Raw genomic sequence first — 15,307 nt, 5'->3', positions numbered from 1 at the left:
AAAGGGGCGGCCTTGACCGAGCCGCAGCAAGACGTCGAAGCGCCCGACTGGCTCAGTGCCTCGGAACTCGGCATGTGGCAGGCGTTCCGCAACGGCAGTACGTACGACCTCCGCACCCGCAATCCCGTCCTGGACGACCCGTTGTCCCCCCGTCCGTGGCCCCCCGAACGCTGCGTCCGCGCGCGCGTCGTCGCGCTGCTGCTGCTCAGCGGGCCGCCCGCGCTGCCCGGGCGGGTCGCGGCCCTCAAACTCAGCGGCGTACAGATCACCGGCACGCTCAAGCTCTCGGGCGGGCGCGTCGAGCCGTACGTCGAGATGAACAACTGCCGCTTCGAGAAGGAGGTGCTGCTGCCCGAGTGCCACTTCACCACGCTGCGCATGGTCGGCTGCTCCATCCCACGCCTCGAGGCGGCCCGGCTGCACACCGAGGGCGACCTGCATCTGCCGCGCTGCACCGTGCCCGGCGGCATCCGGCTCACCGACGCGCAGATCGGCACGGACCTGCTGATCAACCAGATCGTCGTACGCCAGGACCGCAACGGCCGTTCCATCGCCGCCGACGGACTGTCCGTCGCCCAGGACCTCCAGGCCGAGATGATCGAGTCGCACGGCGAGTTCAGTCTGCGCGGCGCGAAGGTCGGGGTCTCGCTGAGCCTGCGCGGCAGCCGGCTGCGCAGGCCGTACGGCGTGGAGGGGCGGCGCGCGCTGAACGCCCCCCAGCTGACCGTCGAGCGCACGCTCTACATGACGCCGGCGGGGATCGGGCCCCGCGGAGCGGCGCCGGGGACCACTCCTCCGTACGGCATCGGGAACACGCCGGTACGCGGCACGCGCGTGCAGCGGTTCGAGTGCGAGGGCGGGCTGCGGCTCGACGACGGACGGTTCGGCGACGCGGTGGACTTCGACGGGGCCCGGTTCGTCATGTCGCTCGGGCACGAGTTGTCGCTGCGCCGGGTCCAGACGCCCGAGCTGCGATTTCTGTGCGAGCGGCCCGAGGAGGGGAAGGTCGTGCTGTCCGGCGCGAAGGTCGGCAATCTGGTGGACAAGGCGGACAGCTGGCCGCGTCCTGGCGGGCTGGCCATGGGCGGCTTCACGTACGAGAGCCTCGTACCGCGCGGGCTGTTCCCGCTCTCGCGGCGGCTGGAGTGGGTGACGGCCGCGACTCCGGAGTACGCCCCGGAACCGTACGAACGGCTCGCGGCCGTCCTGCGCAACAGCGGGGAGGACGCCGACGCCCGCGAAGTGCTCCTGGCCAAGCAGCGAAGACGGCGCGAGACGCTGCCGCTCGCCGGAAAGCTCTGGGGCTTCCTGCAGGACTGGACGGTGGCGTACGGCTACCGGCCGGGCCGGGCGGCGGTCTGGATGGCCGTGCTCTGGGCGGCGGGCGCGGTGGCGTTCGCGCGGCTCGATCCGCCCGCGATCAACCGCGAGCAGCACCCGGAGTGGAACGCCTCCCTCTACGCGCTCGACCTGCTGCTGCCGGTGATCAATCTGGGGCAGGACGGTTACTGGCAGCTCGACGGCCCCTGGCAATGGGCGGCGGCGGGCCTGATCCTGCTCGGCTGGATCCTGGCGACGACGGTGGCGGCGGGGGCGTCCCGACTGCTTCGGCGGGGCTGAGCTGCTTCGGTCCGTGCCGGGCCGGGCTGTCGGTCCGTGCGTGCGGGGGTCACCGGAGCGCCACGGCAACCCCCGCCGCCCACGCTTCCTTTACCGTCCCTTGACTGACGGTGGCACAACCTTTCCAGCCGATACTAAAGCTTCACCGACACGCACTGGCGCCGCCCCGACCTGCGGTTTTCAATGGTGCGACCATGCCATTCCTTCGCGCTCTGATCAGCACCGCGCGCATGATCCGCCACACCCCGGATCTCGGCGCCGGTCTGCTCGGCGACGACGAGGTACTCCTCGACGTACCCGACGAGCGCCTCGGGCCGACCCTCGTCGCCGCCGCGCTCGGCGACCACGGGCCCGCGGCGAAGCTCCTCGCCGCCACCCGGGAGGGCGCCGAGTGGGAGAACCGCGACCGGTACGCCACCCGCCTGGCCACCTTCGCGCACAGCCGGGAGGAATGGCTCAGCGACTGGCTCGCCGCGTCCCCGCGCGATCCGGACGCGCTGCTCGTGAAGGCCGAGCTGTCCGTGCGCAGGGCGTGGGAGTCGCCGGCCCGCGCCGAGCGGCTGCGTGACGTCGGCCCGCTGATCGAGGCCGCCGCGGACGCCGCGCCGCGCGACCCGGTGCCGTGGCGCATCGCCCTGGACCACGCGCGTGGCACGCACGCGGCACATTCCGCCTTCGAGGAACTGTGGGCGGAGGCCGTGGGCCGTTCCTCGCACCATTACGGGTGCCACGTATCGGCACTCCAGTACCTCTCGGCCCAGTGGTACGGCTCGCACCGCGAGTGCTTCGACTTCGCCGAACAGGCCGCCGAAGACGCCCTGCCCGGATCGCTGGTGCAGGCCCTGCCCGTGCGCGCGGCCTTCGCGCACCTGCTGAGCGGGGGCGGCACGACCGGTCCCGCCTCGGCGATCGCGCCCGAGCGCGTCGACGCGGCGGCCGACCTGGCGATCGCGCTGTCCGCCGAGTACGCGGCGGGCGACCCGTGGCCGGCCGAGGTACGCAACCTGCTGGTGTACGTCCTGGTCACCAGGGGGCGGTGGGCCGACGCCCTGGAACAGTTCCGGCTGATCGGGCCGTACGCGACCTCGTTCCCCTGGGCGTATCTGAGCGACGACGTGCTGGGCCGCTTCCTGGAACTGCGCGACACCGCGAGGATCCAGGTGGCCTCGACGATGCCTCTGGGGCCTTTGCGCCGGACGGCCCGCCGGGCCCGATTCGGCGGCCATTACGCTTGAGCGCTGTGACCACCGCTCGTCTTCCCCTCTTCCCGCTGAACTCGGTGCTGTTCCCCGGCCTGGTGCTGCCGCTGAACATCTTCGAGGAGCGTTATCGCGCCATGATGCGCGATCTGTCGAAGGGCGCGGACTCCGGCGACTCCGCACAGTCCCCCGACTCGGCCGCCGCCTCCCCTTCCTCGCCCTCTTCCGAGGACGAGCCGCGCCGCTTCGTGGTCGTCGCCATCCGCGACGGCCGTGAAGTCGCCACGACCGCGCCGGGCATGCCGGACTCCACGACCATGGCCGAGCGCGGCCCCGCCGCGGGCTTCGGCCCGGATCCCATCCAGGCCTTTCACCGGGTGGGGTGCATCGCGGACGCGGCGACGATCCGTGAGCGCGAGGACGGCGGTTACGAGGTGCTGGCCACCGGGACGACCCGCGTCAAGATCCTCTCCGTCGACGCGAGCGGTCCCTACCTCACGGCCGAGGTGGAGGAGCTGCCCGAGGAGCCGGGCGACGACGCCGGCGCCCTGGCCGAGGGTGTGCTGCGGGCCTTCCGCAACTACCAGAAGCGGCTGGCGGGGGCGCGGGAGCGCTCGCTGGCCACGGGGGCGGAGCTGCCGGACGAGCCGTCCGTCGTCTCGTACCTGGTCGCCGCCGCGACGGTGCTTGACATTCCGGCGAAGCAGCGCCTGCTCCAGGCGCCCGACACGGCGACCCGCCTGCGCGAGGAGCTGAAGCTGCTGCGCGCCGAGACGGCGGTGATCCGTCACCTCCCCTCGCTGCCCGCGGTCGAACTGACCAGGTCACCCACCAGCCCCAACTGAGCTTCGGAGGCACAGCCGCAGTGGCCAAGAACAAGCGCCAGGCCGGAGGCACCCCCGCGACGGTCGCCCTGACCGCGGCGGGGACGGCGTACGTCCTCCACGCGTACGAGCACGACCCGGCGTCCCCCTCGTACGGCGAGGAGGCGGCGCGGGCCCTGGGCGTTTCGCCGGACCGTGTCTTCAAGACCCTGGTGGCCGACATCGACGGCACGCTGACGGTGGCGGTCGTACCGGTGGCGGGCTCGCTGGACCTCAAGGCGCTGGCGGCGGCGGTCGGCGGCAAGCGCGCGGCGATGGCCGACCCGGTGGCGGCGGAACGCACCACGGGTTACGTCCGCGGTGGCATCTCGCCCCTGGGCCAGCGCAAGAAGCTCCGTACGGTCCTGGACGCCTCGGCGTCGTCGTACGAGACCGTGTGCATCTCGGCGGGCCGGCGCGGCCTGGAGGTCGAGTTGTCCCCCGCGGACCTGGCGGCGCTGACGGACGCGGTGATCGCCCCGATCGGCCGCGGCTGAGGCGCGGTTGAGCGGTCCGTCGGCGCCGGGTCAACTCGGTGTCCACAGGGGGCGGCGCCCCTCGGTGTCATCACCCCCCGGTGTTCCAGGCGGGTGCGCTCTCTTCAGGGGGTGGGTGAGCTGCTCACTGGTCGGAGTAGCTGAAGTCACCTACCGTCCACGCGCTCACATCCTTGATGGCGATGCGGTACATGCCACCGGTCTCGGGGATCCCGACGCTGCCCTGGAGGATCCTCGCGACATGGAAGTGCAGGTGTGTCGGAGGCGCGTCCTTGTCCGGACCGGGCTTCGATCCGGCGGCCACGAAGATGCTCGAGAACGGGCCCAGCCGGTCGGAGTCCTTCAGCACCTCGGCCACTCGCTGCCTCCACACCGCCTCGGGAGCCAGCCGTCCGGTGATTACGGCGCCACCGGCGACCACGGTGAGAGACATCTGATTGCAGTGCTCGGACTCCACCGTGGCGGCGATGTCGACGAGCAGATCATCAGGGTTCGACATGGCACGTGATTTTACTCCCGTCGAGCCCCGCTCCACCCGGCGTTCGACCGCCGAAGGGCATGCAACACCGGGGATCGCAGGCGGGGCTCGCACAGCTGCCCGCGCCGCGTCAGGTCTGCGTACCGTCGCCCGGCGCCGCGCCCGGCGTCGCGTCCCCGTACCCCGTTACCCACTCCGGCTCCGGGTCCCGCGGCCCGAACAGCGCCGTCAGCCCGAGGTGGACGAGCATCGCGGCCATCGGCCACGCCAGCAGCGCACCCTTCGCCCCCAGCTTGAGCGGCGCGTCGAACGCCACGCCCTGCCCGACCTCGCGCGCCCGCTCGACCACATCGTCCGTGGGCCCGAACCACACGCCGGTCCCCCACGCCAGCAACGAGCCGAGCAGCCCGCCCAGCGCGAGCCCGACCACCAGCGGGATACCCCCGCGCCGGTTGAACCAGAAGACCACGGCCGCGCTGACCGCGCCGAAGGCCAGGGCCAGCAGTACGAACGTGCCGTCGGCCCCGACCGCTTCCTCGCTCTCGGTGTCCTTGAGGAAGACGGCCTTGTCGGTGGAGATCAGCGGCACGCGCGGCGCCAGCCACAGCCACAGCAGCCCGAGCGCGACGCCCAGGAACGTCAGCGCCAGGACCACCACGGCGGCCCGGACGACCTCCGTCGACGTGCTGGGGTCGCCGTCCTGCCCCCCTGCGGCGAGGGAGTCGGCGCCGTGTCCGGTGTGGGGCGCGGACGGCGGCTGCGGAGCGCCCCCGGCGTCGGACTTCTGCCAGGGGTCGTTCGGCGGCTGGTGGTGAGGCGGCGTCAGAGGAGCGGTCACCCTGCCATCGTGCCAGGCCGCCGCGGCCCATGCCTCACCGGACCGCCGCGGGCCGGTCAGCGGACTGCTGCCCGCCGGTACGCCCAGGTGGCGACGGCCAGCGAGACGACCCCCACGACGGCGCACACCGCCAGGTCGAGTACCACCGCGGCCCAGTCGGGGTGCGCGTCGAAGGTCCGAGCGAAGGCCTCGACGCCGTACGTCGAAGGCAGCAGATCCCGGGCGTACGAGATCGGCACGGGCAGCCGCTCGGCGGGCAGCACCCCCAGCAGCAGCGCCGCGGACATGCCCAGCTGGCCGAGCAGCGTCGCGAGTTCCTGGCGCGGCGCGAGCAGTCCGAGCGCCGCTCCGAGCCCGGCGAGCGCGGCGCCCGCGAGCGGGACGACCGCCGCGAGCACCCACAGGTGGGTGAGCGGCAGCTGGAAGAGCACGCATCCCACGACGGCCGTGACGACCGTGCCCGGCACGGTGAAGGAGGCGTACGCGGCAGCAGCGCCCAGCACCACCGCGGCCGGCGGCACCGGCAGGGTGGCGTAGTGGTCGAGGCCGCCGCTGGCCCGCAGCTGTCCGAAGTACTGGGCGAGCAGATTCAGCGCGACGAAGGCGACGACGAGCACGCTCGACCCGGCCACGACAGCCCGCGCCTCGGCGCCCCCGTCGACGACCCCGCGCATCAGGACCATGATCCCGACGGACTGGAAGGTCGCCACGAAGAGCAGCGGGATGCGCGCCACCCGCGCCCGGGACAACTGCGCCCGGTAGACGGCGGCGAGCGACGGGAGAAGACGCGCGCGGGGCGCGAGCGGGGCGGGCCTGTCACCGGCCGCCCCGGTGGCCTCGTCCCTCGCCCCCCTGATCCGCATGGAGCCGGTTTCGGCCTCCGCAGGCACGACACTCACGCCTTGACCAGCCCCTTCGTCCCGTTCGTGCTTCCGCCGAGTGCCAGGTAGACGTCTTCGAGGCTCGGCGTGGCCAGCGTGAAGTCGTCGAGCGCCGCGAACGCCTTGCCCCCGGTCACGGCGGCGACCGCCGCCCGCGCCTCGTCGGGGGCCAGCCGCAGCACCCAGCGCCGCCCGGACTCCTGCGCTGATTCCCGCAGCGCCGCGACCTCGGGGACGTCCAGCGGTGCCCGCTCCCGCCAGACAAGGTCGAGCCGCACCTCACCGGCGACGCGCGACTTGAGCCCGGACGGGCTGTCACAGGCGATGACACGGCCGCTCTCCAGCACAGCGACGCGGTCCAGCACCGTCTCGGCCTCGATGACATTGTGCGTGACGAGCAGCACGGTCGCGCCGTTCTCCGCCCGCCGCCGGTCGACGGCCGCCCAGACCGCGCGGCGCGCGACGGGGTCCATGCCGGTGGTCGGTTCGTCCAGTACGAGTACGGGCCGCTCGCCCACCAGCACGGCGGCGAAGCAGGCGAGCCGCCGCTGGCCGCCGGACAGCTTCTTGAGCGGCCGCCCGGCGATCTCGCCGAGGCCGAGCTCTTCGAGTACGTCGTCCCGCTCGGCCCGGGCGGCCTTCGCGGTGAGCCCGCGCAGCCGTCCGGTCGTCTCGGCGGCGAGCGACACGGTCAGCTCGTCCAGCGCGGTGGATTCCTGCCCGAGGTGGGCGACGAGCCGCGAGGCGCGCTCGGGATGCCGTACGAGATCGTGCCCGAGCAGCTCGACGCTCCCGGAGTCGGGCCGCATGAGCCCGGTCAGCTGCCGTACGAGGGTGGACTTTCCGGCACCGTTGGGCCCGAGCAGCCCGAAGATCTCACCGCGGTGCACGTCGAGGGAGATGCCGTCGGTGGCCCGTACGGCCGGCGTCGCGGGCACTCCGCGGCGGCCACGGGCGGCGGGATACGTCTTGACCAGCTCCCGCACGGCACACACGACTCCCGTGCCGCGACCCGCCTGTGCTGTGCCCGTACTCACGAGGGACGAGCCTACGGGGTTCCCGGCCCGGACCGGCCCCCGGGGCGGTCTCGGACATCCGTTGCCTTTCCCCCTGCCCGCCCCTTCCCGGCGCCAGGGGTCCGCCCCGGACCCGGTTCCCGAACGCCGGACGGGCGGCGGGCACCTGGCAGGGGAAGATCAGCCGCGCCGTCCTCTCCCCTGCTCCCCGGCCGCTACTCTCCCGCCGTCACATGCTCCGCCGCCGCCCGCACGTCGATCTCGCGCCAGAAGCCTGCCCGGATCGCGTACCTGTCGTGCTCGTCGATCTGGTCGTCCTTGTGCGCCAGCAGACCGAACCTCGCGGCGTACCGCAGCAGTTCGCCGTCGATCCGGTGCGGAATCCTCGGGTACATCGTCGAGAGCCTCTGGGTGTGGCCGGGGTCCGGCAGACGTTCCATCCAGCGCCGGGCGAAGACCTGGCCGACCTCGAAGGGGTCGCCGCCGACCGTGGTGATGTCCTCCTCGCGGTCCGCCCAGCGCTGCTCCGCGCTGGTCAGCTGCGCCAGCGTCGGCAGCGATGCGGTCTCGGCCGGCTCGCCGAGCGGGCTGCCGTTGCCCGGGCGCTCCGCCCAGCCCTTGTCGGACGACCACCGCAGCGTGGCCCCGGCCACGGCGCCCGACGACACCGCGGCCCCGTTCGGCTGAGGATGCGGATGCTGAGCCGCCTGGGCGCCCGGACCGCGCAGGCCGGCGAGGTCCTTCGGGGTCGGCACGCCCCTGGTGCCGTGCGCCGGATGCGCTTCTTCGGAGCCGTTCGCTTCGGTGGTGGACGCGGGAGCCTGCGAGGGGTCCCCGGAATCCACCGCCCGCGCGGACCCGTTCCGTACGGGCGCACCCGACGCTTCCGCCTCGGCCCGCGCCTGCGCCTGCGCGTGCGCCGCACGTTCGGCACGCTCCGCCGACGCCGCGAGAGCCGACTCCGGCAGCGGCGCCGAGAGGATGGCGGCGATTTCCGGCCGCGGCACCGGCGGCGGCGCGCAGATCCCGGTGAGGTCCTTGGCCCGTACGGCCTTGGTGATCCAGGCCCGGTCCAGAACCCGCCGCTCGTCGGCCTCGGCGACGAGGTCCTCGGACTGGTTGTAGTCCCCGTCGGCGGCCTGCACGGCCCACAAATGCACCGCTACGCCGTGTTCCTTGGCGGACATCAGACCCGGTAGCAGATCCCCGTCCCCGGTCACCAGCACAATGTCCGAGCAAGCGCGATTTCTGGCCAGCTCCGTCAGTTCCGCGTGCATCGCGGCGTCGACGCCCTTCTGCGCCCACCGCCCGTCGCTCCGGGTCAGGGCTCCCAGCCTGACCGTCACGCGCGGCATGACGCGCAGTCGCCGGTGCTCGGGCTGCGGAACGCGGTCGGGCGCGCCGTCGAACCAGTAGATGCGAAGCAGCGGCTGTTCCGTATCCGCTTCGGCCCGTTCTCGCAGGCCCTGGATGAGGGCCGCATGATCCACGGTGATGCGGGAGCGGGCCGGTTCTCCGGCGAGCAGGCTCGCGGCGGCGCCCAGCAAATAGCCGGCGTCCACCAGGACGACGCAGCGGTCCACGCGTTCCACCCTCTTTCGGGAACCTCGGGATCGAAAGGTGCTTCGGAGTGCTTCGGGCTTCCTTCGAGTCTGCCCGACTGCGTGAGGGTTAACGGCCGGAACTCGATCATCGGCGTGGCGGACGGCGAAGTTGCCGCGCAACTGCCCCAATTACGCACGGTAATGATCCAAAATGCGAGCTATGTCGTGCTGTGTGAATCTGGTCCCGGCCCTGGCCCCCAGAACCCCCACAGGAGGCAGCACCATGGCCAAGAACAAGAATCGCAAGCAGAGCGCCCACCCGGACCGGGCATCCTCGGCGGCGCGTGGAACCGAGCAGGCCAAGGACAGCGCCTTCGAGTCCCATGCCCAGCCGCAGACGCACGCACAGGGCAGCCCTGCCGATGTTGCCCGTAAGCATCAGCGTCGCTTCGGCCACAACTGATCGCAGCGCGTACGCACGCGAACGAGAAGGGGCGCACCCGTGACGACGGGTGCGCCCCTTCTCCATACGCACCCAGTACGTGCTCCGTGTGCTCCGTACGTGCCTACCCGGCCAGGCAGGACGGGCCGAGCAGCACCTTCAGGTCCCCGAAGAGCGCCGGGTCCGGCTGCACGCGGTGCCGGTCGAGCCGCAGCACCGTCGTCTTGCGCGCCCCCTGGAGCTTGATCCGGACCTCCGTGTTGCCCCGGTGGTGCTTGAGGATCTCGCCGAGCTTGGTCACCATCGGCGGCGTCACCTTCACCGTCGGGATGGTGAGGACCACGGGCGCGTTCGTCCCGGCCGACGACACGTCGGGGACCATGAGCTCCATCGCGACGAGCCGGGGGATGTCCTCACGCTTGTCGAGGCGTCCCTTGACGAAGACGACCGTGTCCTCGACGAGCTGGGTCGAGACGAGCTGGTAGGTCGCCGGGAAGAACATGCACTCGATGGACCCGGCCAGGTCCTCCACCGTCGCGATCGCCCAGGCGTTGCCCTGCTTGGTCATCTTGCGCTGGAGGCCCGAGATGATGCCGCCGATGGTGACGATCGCACCGTCGGAGTGCTCGCCGCCGGTGAGCTGCGAGATCGCGGCGTCGGCCTTGTCGCTCAGAACGTGCTCGATGCCGAAGAGCGGATGGTCGGACACGTACAGGCCGAGCATCTCGCGCTCCTGCGCGAGCAGGTACGACTTCTCCCACTCGATGTCGGAGAACTCGACGTCGAGACCGAAGCCCGGCTCGTCGCTCTCCTCCTCGCCCATGCCGCCGAAGAGGTCGAACTGCCCCTCCGCCTCCTTGCGCTTGACCTGCACCACGTTGTCGATCATCGGTTCGTGGTGCGCGACGAGGCCCTTGCGGGTGTGACCCATCTCGTCGAAGGCGCCGGCCTTGATGAGCGATTCGACAGTCCGCTTGTTGCAGACGACCGCCTCGACCTTGTCGAGGAAGTCGGGGAACGAGCTGTACTTCCCCTTCGCCTTCCGGCACCTGATGATCGAGTCCACGACGTTCTGGCCGACGTTGCGGATGGCGGTCAGGCCGAAGAGGATCACGTCGTCGCCCTGCGCGGCGAAGTTCGACTCGGACTCGTTCACGTTCGGCGGGAGCACCTTGATGCCCATGCGGCGGCACTCGTTGAGGTAGACGGCCGACTTGTCCTTGTCGTCCTTGACCGAGGTCAGCAGCGCCGCCATGTACTCGGCGGGGTGGTTCGCCTTGAGGTACGCCGTCCAGTACGTGACCAGTCCGTACGCCGAGGAGTGCGCCTTGTTGAACGCGTAGCCGGCGAAGGGGACCAGCACGTCCCACAGTGCCTGGATCGCCGCGTCGGAGTACCCCTTCTTCTTCGCGCCCGCCTGGAAGAGAACGAAGTTCTTCTGGAGCTCGTCGGGCTTCTTCTTACCCATGACGCGGCGCAGGATGTCGGCCTCGCCGAGCGAGTAGCCCGCGATGATCTGCGCGGCCTTCTGCACCTGCTCCTGGTACACGATCAGGCCGTGGGTGAGGCCGAGGACCTCCTTGAGAGGCTCCTCCAGCTCCGGGTGGATCGGCGTGATCTCCTGCTGGCCGTTCTTGCGCAGCGCGTAGTTCGTGTGCGAGTTCATGCCCATCGGGCCCGGCCGGTACAGGGCCGAGACGGCGGAAATGTCCTCGAAGTTGTCGGGCTTCATCAGCCGCAGCAGGGACCGCATCGGGCCGCCGTCGAACTGGAAGACGCCCAGCGTGTCACCGCGGCACAGCAGTTCGTACGTCGCCGGGTCGTCCAGCGGGAGGCTGAGCAGCTCCAGGTCGATGCCCTTGTTGGACTTCACCATCTTGACGGCGTCGTCCATGATCGTCAGGTTGCGCAGGCCGAGGAAGTCCATCTTCAGCAGGCCGAGCGACTCGCAGCTCGGGTAGTCCCACTGGGTGATGGTCACGCCGTCGGTGTGGCGCACCCAGACGGGCACATGGTCGGTGATCGTCTCGCTGGACATGATCACGCCGGCCGCGTGCACACCCATCTGCCGGACCAGGCCCTCGACGCCCTTCGCGGTGTCGATGACCTTCTTCACGTCCGGCTCGTTCTCGTACATCCCCCGGATCTCGCCCGCCTCGCTGTAGCGCGGGTGCTTGGGGTCGGTGATGCCGTTGAGGTCGATGCCCTTGCCGAGGACGTCGGCGGGCATCGCCTTGGTGAGCCGGTCGCCCATCGCGTACGGGTAGCCGAGGACGCGCGCCGAGTCCTTGATCGCGTTCTTGGCCTTGATCTTTCCGTACGTACCGATCATGGCGACCTTGTCGGCGCCGTACTTCTCGGTGACGTACCTGATCACCTCACCGCGCCTGCGCTCGTCGAAGTCGATGTCGACATCGGGCATGGAGATGCGCTCGGGGTTGAGGAACCGCTCGAAGATCAGGCCGTGCTCGATCGGGTCGAGGTCGGTGATGCCCATGGCGTACGCGACGATCGAGCCGGCCGCGGAGCCTCGGCCGGGGCCGACCGCGATGCCGTTGTTCTTCGCCCACATGATGAAGTCGGCCACCACGAGGAAGTACCCCGGGAAGCCCATGTCGATGATGATCTTCATCTCGTACTCGACCTGCTGGAGCCGGTCTTCCGGGATGCCGTTCGGGTAGCGCCGGGCCATGCCGCGCATGGTCTCCTCGCGGAACCAGGTCACCTCGGTGAAGCCCTCGGGCACGTCGAACTTGGGCATCAGGTTCCGCTCCTTGAACCAGCCCTCCGTGTCGATCTGCTGCGCGACCAGGAGCGTGTTGGCGCAGCCTTCCTGCCAGGCGTCGGAGGAGTCGACGGCGTACATCTCGTCGGTCGACTTCAGGTAGTAGCCGGTGCCGTCGAAGCGGAAGCGGTCCGGGTCGGAGAGGTTCTTGCCCGTCTGGATGCACAGCAGCGCGTCGTGGGCGGTGGCCTCGTTCGCGTACGTGTAGTGGGAGTCGTTGGTGACCAGCGGTGGGATGCCGAGCTTCTTGCCGATCTCCAGCAGCCCGTCGCGGACGCGGCGCTCGATCTCGATGCCGTGGTCCATCAGCTCCAGGAAGTACCGGCCCTCGCCGAAGATGTCCTTGTAGTCGGACGCGGCCTGGACCGCCTCGTCGAACTGACCGAGCCGCAGCCGGGTCTGCACCTCGCCCGACGGACACCCGGTGGAGGCGATGAGGCCCTCCGACCACTGGGAGATGGTCTCCTTGTCCATGCGCGGCCACTTCGTCAGCCAGCCCTCGGCGTACGCGTCCGAGGACAGCCGGAAGAGGTTGTGCAGGCCGGTCCTGTTCGCCGCCCAGATCGTCTTGTGCGTATAACCACCGGAACCGGACACGTCGTCGCGCTTCTGGTGCGGCTGGCCCCACTGGATGCGCCGCTTGTTGCGCCGCGACTCGGGGGCGACGTACGCCTCGATGCCGATGATCGGCGTCACCCCGGCCTTCTTCGCCGAATGGAAGAAGTCGTACGCCCCGTGCAGGTTGCCGTGGTCGGTCATCGCGATGTGCGACATGCCCATCTCGTTGCAGGCATCGAACATGTCCTTGAGCCGCGCGGCACCGTCCAGCAGTGAGTACTGGGTGTGTACGTGAAGGTGCGTGAAGGGCGGCTTGGTCACGGCGAAGGCCTCCGGCAAAACGGTCGGTGACAGGTTGGGGGACAGCTCGGAAGTCTACGTCGGCCGACTGACAACGAGGGGGCACTCACGAGTACGGTCAGGCGTTGGACAGAGGGAACGCCCTGTCCATTTTGTCAAAAACGTCATGCACCAGGAGGCAACCGGCGATGTCGGTCCAGCAGACAGACGCCGCTCAGCGCGGCGAGCAGATTCTCGCCGTCTTCGCGACCGCGTTCGGCAGGCTCCTGGCCGCCGACCCCGCCGCCTTCCGGGTGAAGTTCCGCAAGATGGCCGCGTCCGCCTTCGCCTTCTACCGGGGCACGGCCTGCCTGTTCTACGCCGACCTCGAACGCGAGCAGCACGGCGGCCCGTACCTGGACGAGCGGACCGGCCGGGTGTGGATCCACGGCGATCTGCACGCCGAGAACTTCGGCACGTACATGGACGCGCAGGGCCGGCTGATCTTCAACGTCAACGACTTCGACGAGGCGTACGTCGGCCCCTTCACCTGGGACCTCAAGCGCTTCGCCGCCTCCGTCGCGCTCATCGGCTACACGAAGGCGCTGAGCGACGAGCAGATCACCGAGCTGGTGCGGACGTACGCCGCCGCCTACCGCGAGCGCATCCACGCCCTGGCCACCGGCGCCAAGAACGACGAGGTGCCGCCCTTCACGCTGGACACGGCCGACGGCCCGCTGCTCGGGGCGCTGCGCTCGGCCCGCTCGCTGACCCGCTTCGGGCTGCTCGACTCCATGACCGAGATCCGTGACTTCGAGCGCCGCTTCGCCGCCGGCGGCGGCTCCATCGACCTCGACGCCGCCACCCGCTACAAGGTCCTGGCGGCCTTCGACGGCTATCTGGAGACGCTGCCCGAGTCCAGCCTGACCCGCCCCGACTCCTACCGCGTGAAGGACGTCGTGGGGCGGCGCGGCATCGGCATCGGGTCGGCCGGCCTGCCGTCGTACAACATCCTGCTCGAAGGCAACAGCGACGCCCTCGAGAACGACGTCGTGATCTACATGAAGCAGGCGCAGACTCCGGCGGTCTCCCGGCACATCACGGACGGCGCCGTCCGCGACTACTTCCAGCACGAGGGCCACCGCACGGTGATCTCGCAGCGCGCCCTGCAGGCGCACGCGGACCCGTGGCTGGGCTGGACGGAGCTGGACGGGACGGGGCAGCTGGTCGCGGAGGTCTCGCCGTACGCCGTGGACCTGGACTGGTCGGACATCGACGACCTCGACGAGATCGCGGCGGTCGTCGCGGACCTCGGCAGGGCGACGGCCACGATGCACTCGGCGGCGGACGACGAGAGCGGGCACTCGCTGGTGCCGTTCTCCACGGAGCGGGCGATCGACGCGGCCATCGCGGGCGACGAGGACAGCTTCGGCGACCAGCTGGTGGACTTCGCGCATTCCTACGGGGCGCGGGCGCGGGCCGACCACCAGATCTTCGTCGACCTGTTCAGGAATGGCCGGATCCCTGGCCTCTGAGCGGCGCGGCGGTCACGGCTTTAGGGCTCCCTTACAGCAAGCCGTGGCAAAATCACGTCCCATGGACGTATCCGGGACGCAGCTGAGGGTGGTGCGTGCTGCGCTTTTCACCGCGCTCGTCGTCACGCTCTCGGCCGCGTCCCATGTGCTGCTGTCCCGGGTGCCGCTGCCGCTGACCGTGGTGGCCGGGATCGCGGCCGCTGTGTTCGCCGTCGCGTACGCGCTCGCGGGTCGCGAGCGCGGCTTCGGCGCCATCGCCGGTCTGCTCGTACCGCTGGAGCTGGCCGCCGACACCGTCTTCACCACCGGACAGCACCTCTGCTACGGCGCCGCGGGCGGCCCGGTGGCGGGCTCCCTGCGCTCGGTCGGGTTCGACGTACTGTGCGGCGGAAGCGGCGGCCCCGAAAGCGGGCTCGGCGCTCCGCTCGCACGCGTCACCGGTCCGCAGGAGAGCGTCGCCGCCCTCCTCAGCTCTCCCGACCCCGCCCTCCCCTGGGCGCTGCTCGCCGCCCATGTCGCGGTGGGACTGCTCGCCGCGGCCTGGCTGCGGCGCGGTGAGGCGGCGCTGGCCGGCCTGGTGCGGACCGTGGCCGCGTTCACCTTCCGGCCGTTGCTGATCGCGGTCGTCGTGGCCGGCGCCGCCCAGTTGCCCGTACGCCGCCCGGTGCGGCTCGCCCGCCGGGTCCGTACCGCCTCCCCGGGCCGCCTGTTCGTGCACTCCGTGGGACGCAGGGGTCCGCCGCGCTCGGCATGCGTTTTCGCCTGAGCCCGG

The 15,307-nt window shown here is 70.9% G+C and carries 13 protein-coding genes; 7 read left to right on the top strand and 6 right to left on the bottom strand.

Annotated features, from left to right (window positions below; translation table 11 throughout):
* Positions 1-12 precede the first annotated feature (12 nt).
* The 4 genes from ACWIHY_RS20925 to ybaK all read left to right on the top strand — a co-directional run bounded on the left by ACWIHY_RS20925 (position 13) and on the right by ybaK (position 4,179).
* The gene (locus ACWIHY_RS20925; protein WP_454377154.1) at positions 13-1,620 is read left to right on the top strand and encodes an oxidoreductase; all 1,608 of its coding nucleotides are present in this window, start codon (positions 13-15) and stop codon (positions 1,618-1,620) included.
* 194 nt (positions 1,621-1,814) lie between these two features.
* Complete coding sequence (locus ACWIHY_RS20920) at positions 1,815-2,855, top strand: hypothetical protein (RefSeq protein WP_454377153.1); 1,041 nt, start codon at positions 1,815-1,817, stop codon at positions 2,853-2,855.
* Between the two features lie 5 nt (positions 2,856-2,860).
* Positions 2,861-3,664, top strand: coding sequence for an LON peptidase substrate-binding domain-containing protein (locus ACWIHY_RS20915; protein ID WP_454377152.1), 804 nt, complete (start codon positions 2,861-2,863; stop codon positions 3,662-3,664).
* Between the two features lie 20 nt (positions 3,665-3,684).
* Complete coding sequence (gene ybaK / locus ACWIHY_RS20910) at positions 3,685-4,179, top strand: Cys-tRNA(Pro) deacylase (RefSeq protein WP_454377151.1); 495 nt, start codon at positions 3,685-3,687, stop codon at positions 4,177-4,179.
* A 124-nt stretch (positions 4,180-4,303) separates the two neighbouring features.
* Here the strand turns inward: ybaK and ACWIHY_RS20905 are convergent, their stop codons facing one another.
* The 5 genes from ACWIHY_RS20905 to ACWIHY_RS20885 all read right to left on the bottom strand — a co-directional run bounded on the left by ACWIHY_RS20905 (position 4,304) and on the right by ACWIHY_RS20885 (position 8,984).
* Positions 4,304-4,678, bottom strand: a complete 375-nt coding sequence (locus tag ACWIHY_RS20905; RefSeq protein ID WP_454377150.1) for a hypothetical protein — start codon at positions 4,676-4,678, stop codon at positions 4,304-4,306.
* Between the two features lie 109 nt (positions 4,679-4,787).
* Positions 4,788-5,495: a hypothetical protein gene (locus ACWIHY_RS20900; protein ID WP_454377149.1), complete on the bottom strand. Its 708-nt coding sequence runs from the start codon at positions 5,493-5,495 to the stop codon at positions 4,788-4,790.
* 56 nt (positions 5,496-5,551) lie between these two features.
* Positions 5,552-6,394 carry an ABC transporter permease gene (locus ACWIHY_RS20895; protein ID WP_454377148.1) on the bottom strand — a complete coding sequence of 281 codons (843 nt, stop codon included), beginning with the start codon at positions 6,392-6,394 and terminating at the stop codon, positions 5,552-5,554.
* On the bottom strand, positions 6,391-7,371 hold the full coding sequence (locus ACWIHY_RS20890) for an ABC transporter ATP-binding protein (RefSeq protein WP_454377213.1): 981 nt from the start codon (positions 7,369-7,371) through the stop codon (positions 6,391-6,393). The genes ACWIHY_RS20895 and ACWIHY_RS20890 overlap by 4 nt, the downstream gene beginning before the upstream one ends.
* Before the next feature lie 236 nt (positions 7,372-7,607).
* On the bottom strand, positions 7,608-8,984 hold the full coding sequence (locus ACWIHY_RS20885) for an NYN domain-containing protein (protein WP_454377147.1): 1,377 nt from the start codon (positions 8,982-8,984) through the stop codon (positions 7,608-7,610).
* Between the two features lie 235 nt (positions 8,985-9,219).
* Between ACWIHY_RS20885 and ACWIHY_RS20880 the strand changes: the two genes are divergently transcribed.
* Positions 9,220-9,399: a hypothetical protein gene (locus tag ACWIHY_RS20880; RefSeq protein ID WP_454377146.1), complete on the top strand. Its 180-nt coding sequence runs from the start codon at positions 9,220-9,222 to the stop codon at positions 9,397-9,399.
* Positions 9,400-9,502: 103 nt separating this feature from the next.
* On the opposite strand, the gene dnaE is transcribed toward ACWIHY_RS20880, so the two are convergent.
* The gene (dnaE, locus tag ACWIHY_RS20875) at positions 9,503-13,042 is read right to left on the bottom strand and encodes a DNA polymerase III subunit alpha (protein ID WP_454377145.1); all 3,540 of its coding nucleotides are present in this window, start codon (positions 13,040-13,042) and stop codon (positions 9,503-9,505) included.
* Positions 13,043-13,209: 167 nt separating this feature from the next.
* On the opposite strand from dnaE, the gene ACWIHY_RS20870 reads away from it, so the two are divergent.
* Positions 13,210-14,535: a DUF2252 domain-containing protein gene (locus ACWIHY_RS20870; RefSeq protein WP_454377144.1), complete on the top strand. Its 1,326-nt coding sequence runs from the start codon at positions 13,210-13,212 to the stop codon at positions 14,533-14,535.
* Between the two features lie 61 nt (positions 14,536-14,596).
* Positions 14,597-15,301, top strand: coding sequence for a hypothetical protein (locus ACWIHY_RS20865; protein WP_454377143.1), 705 nt, complete (start codon positions 14,597-14,599; stop codon positions 15,299-15,301).
* Positions 15,302-15,307: the final 6 nt, after the last annotated feature.

The organism is Streptomyces sp. NPDC055287 (assembly GCF_053646035.1).
This window is presented reverse-complemented; position numbering and strand designations above follow the sequence as displayed.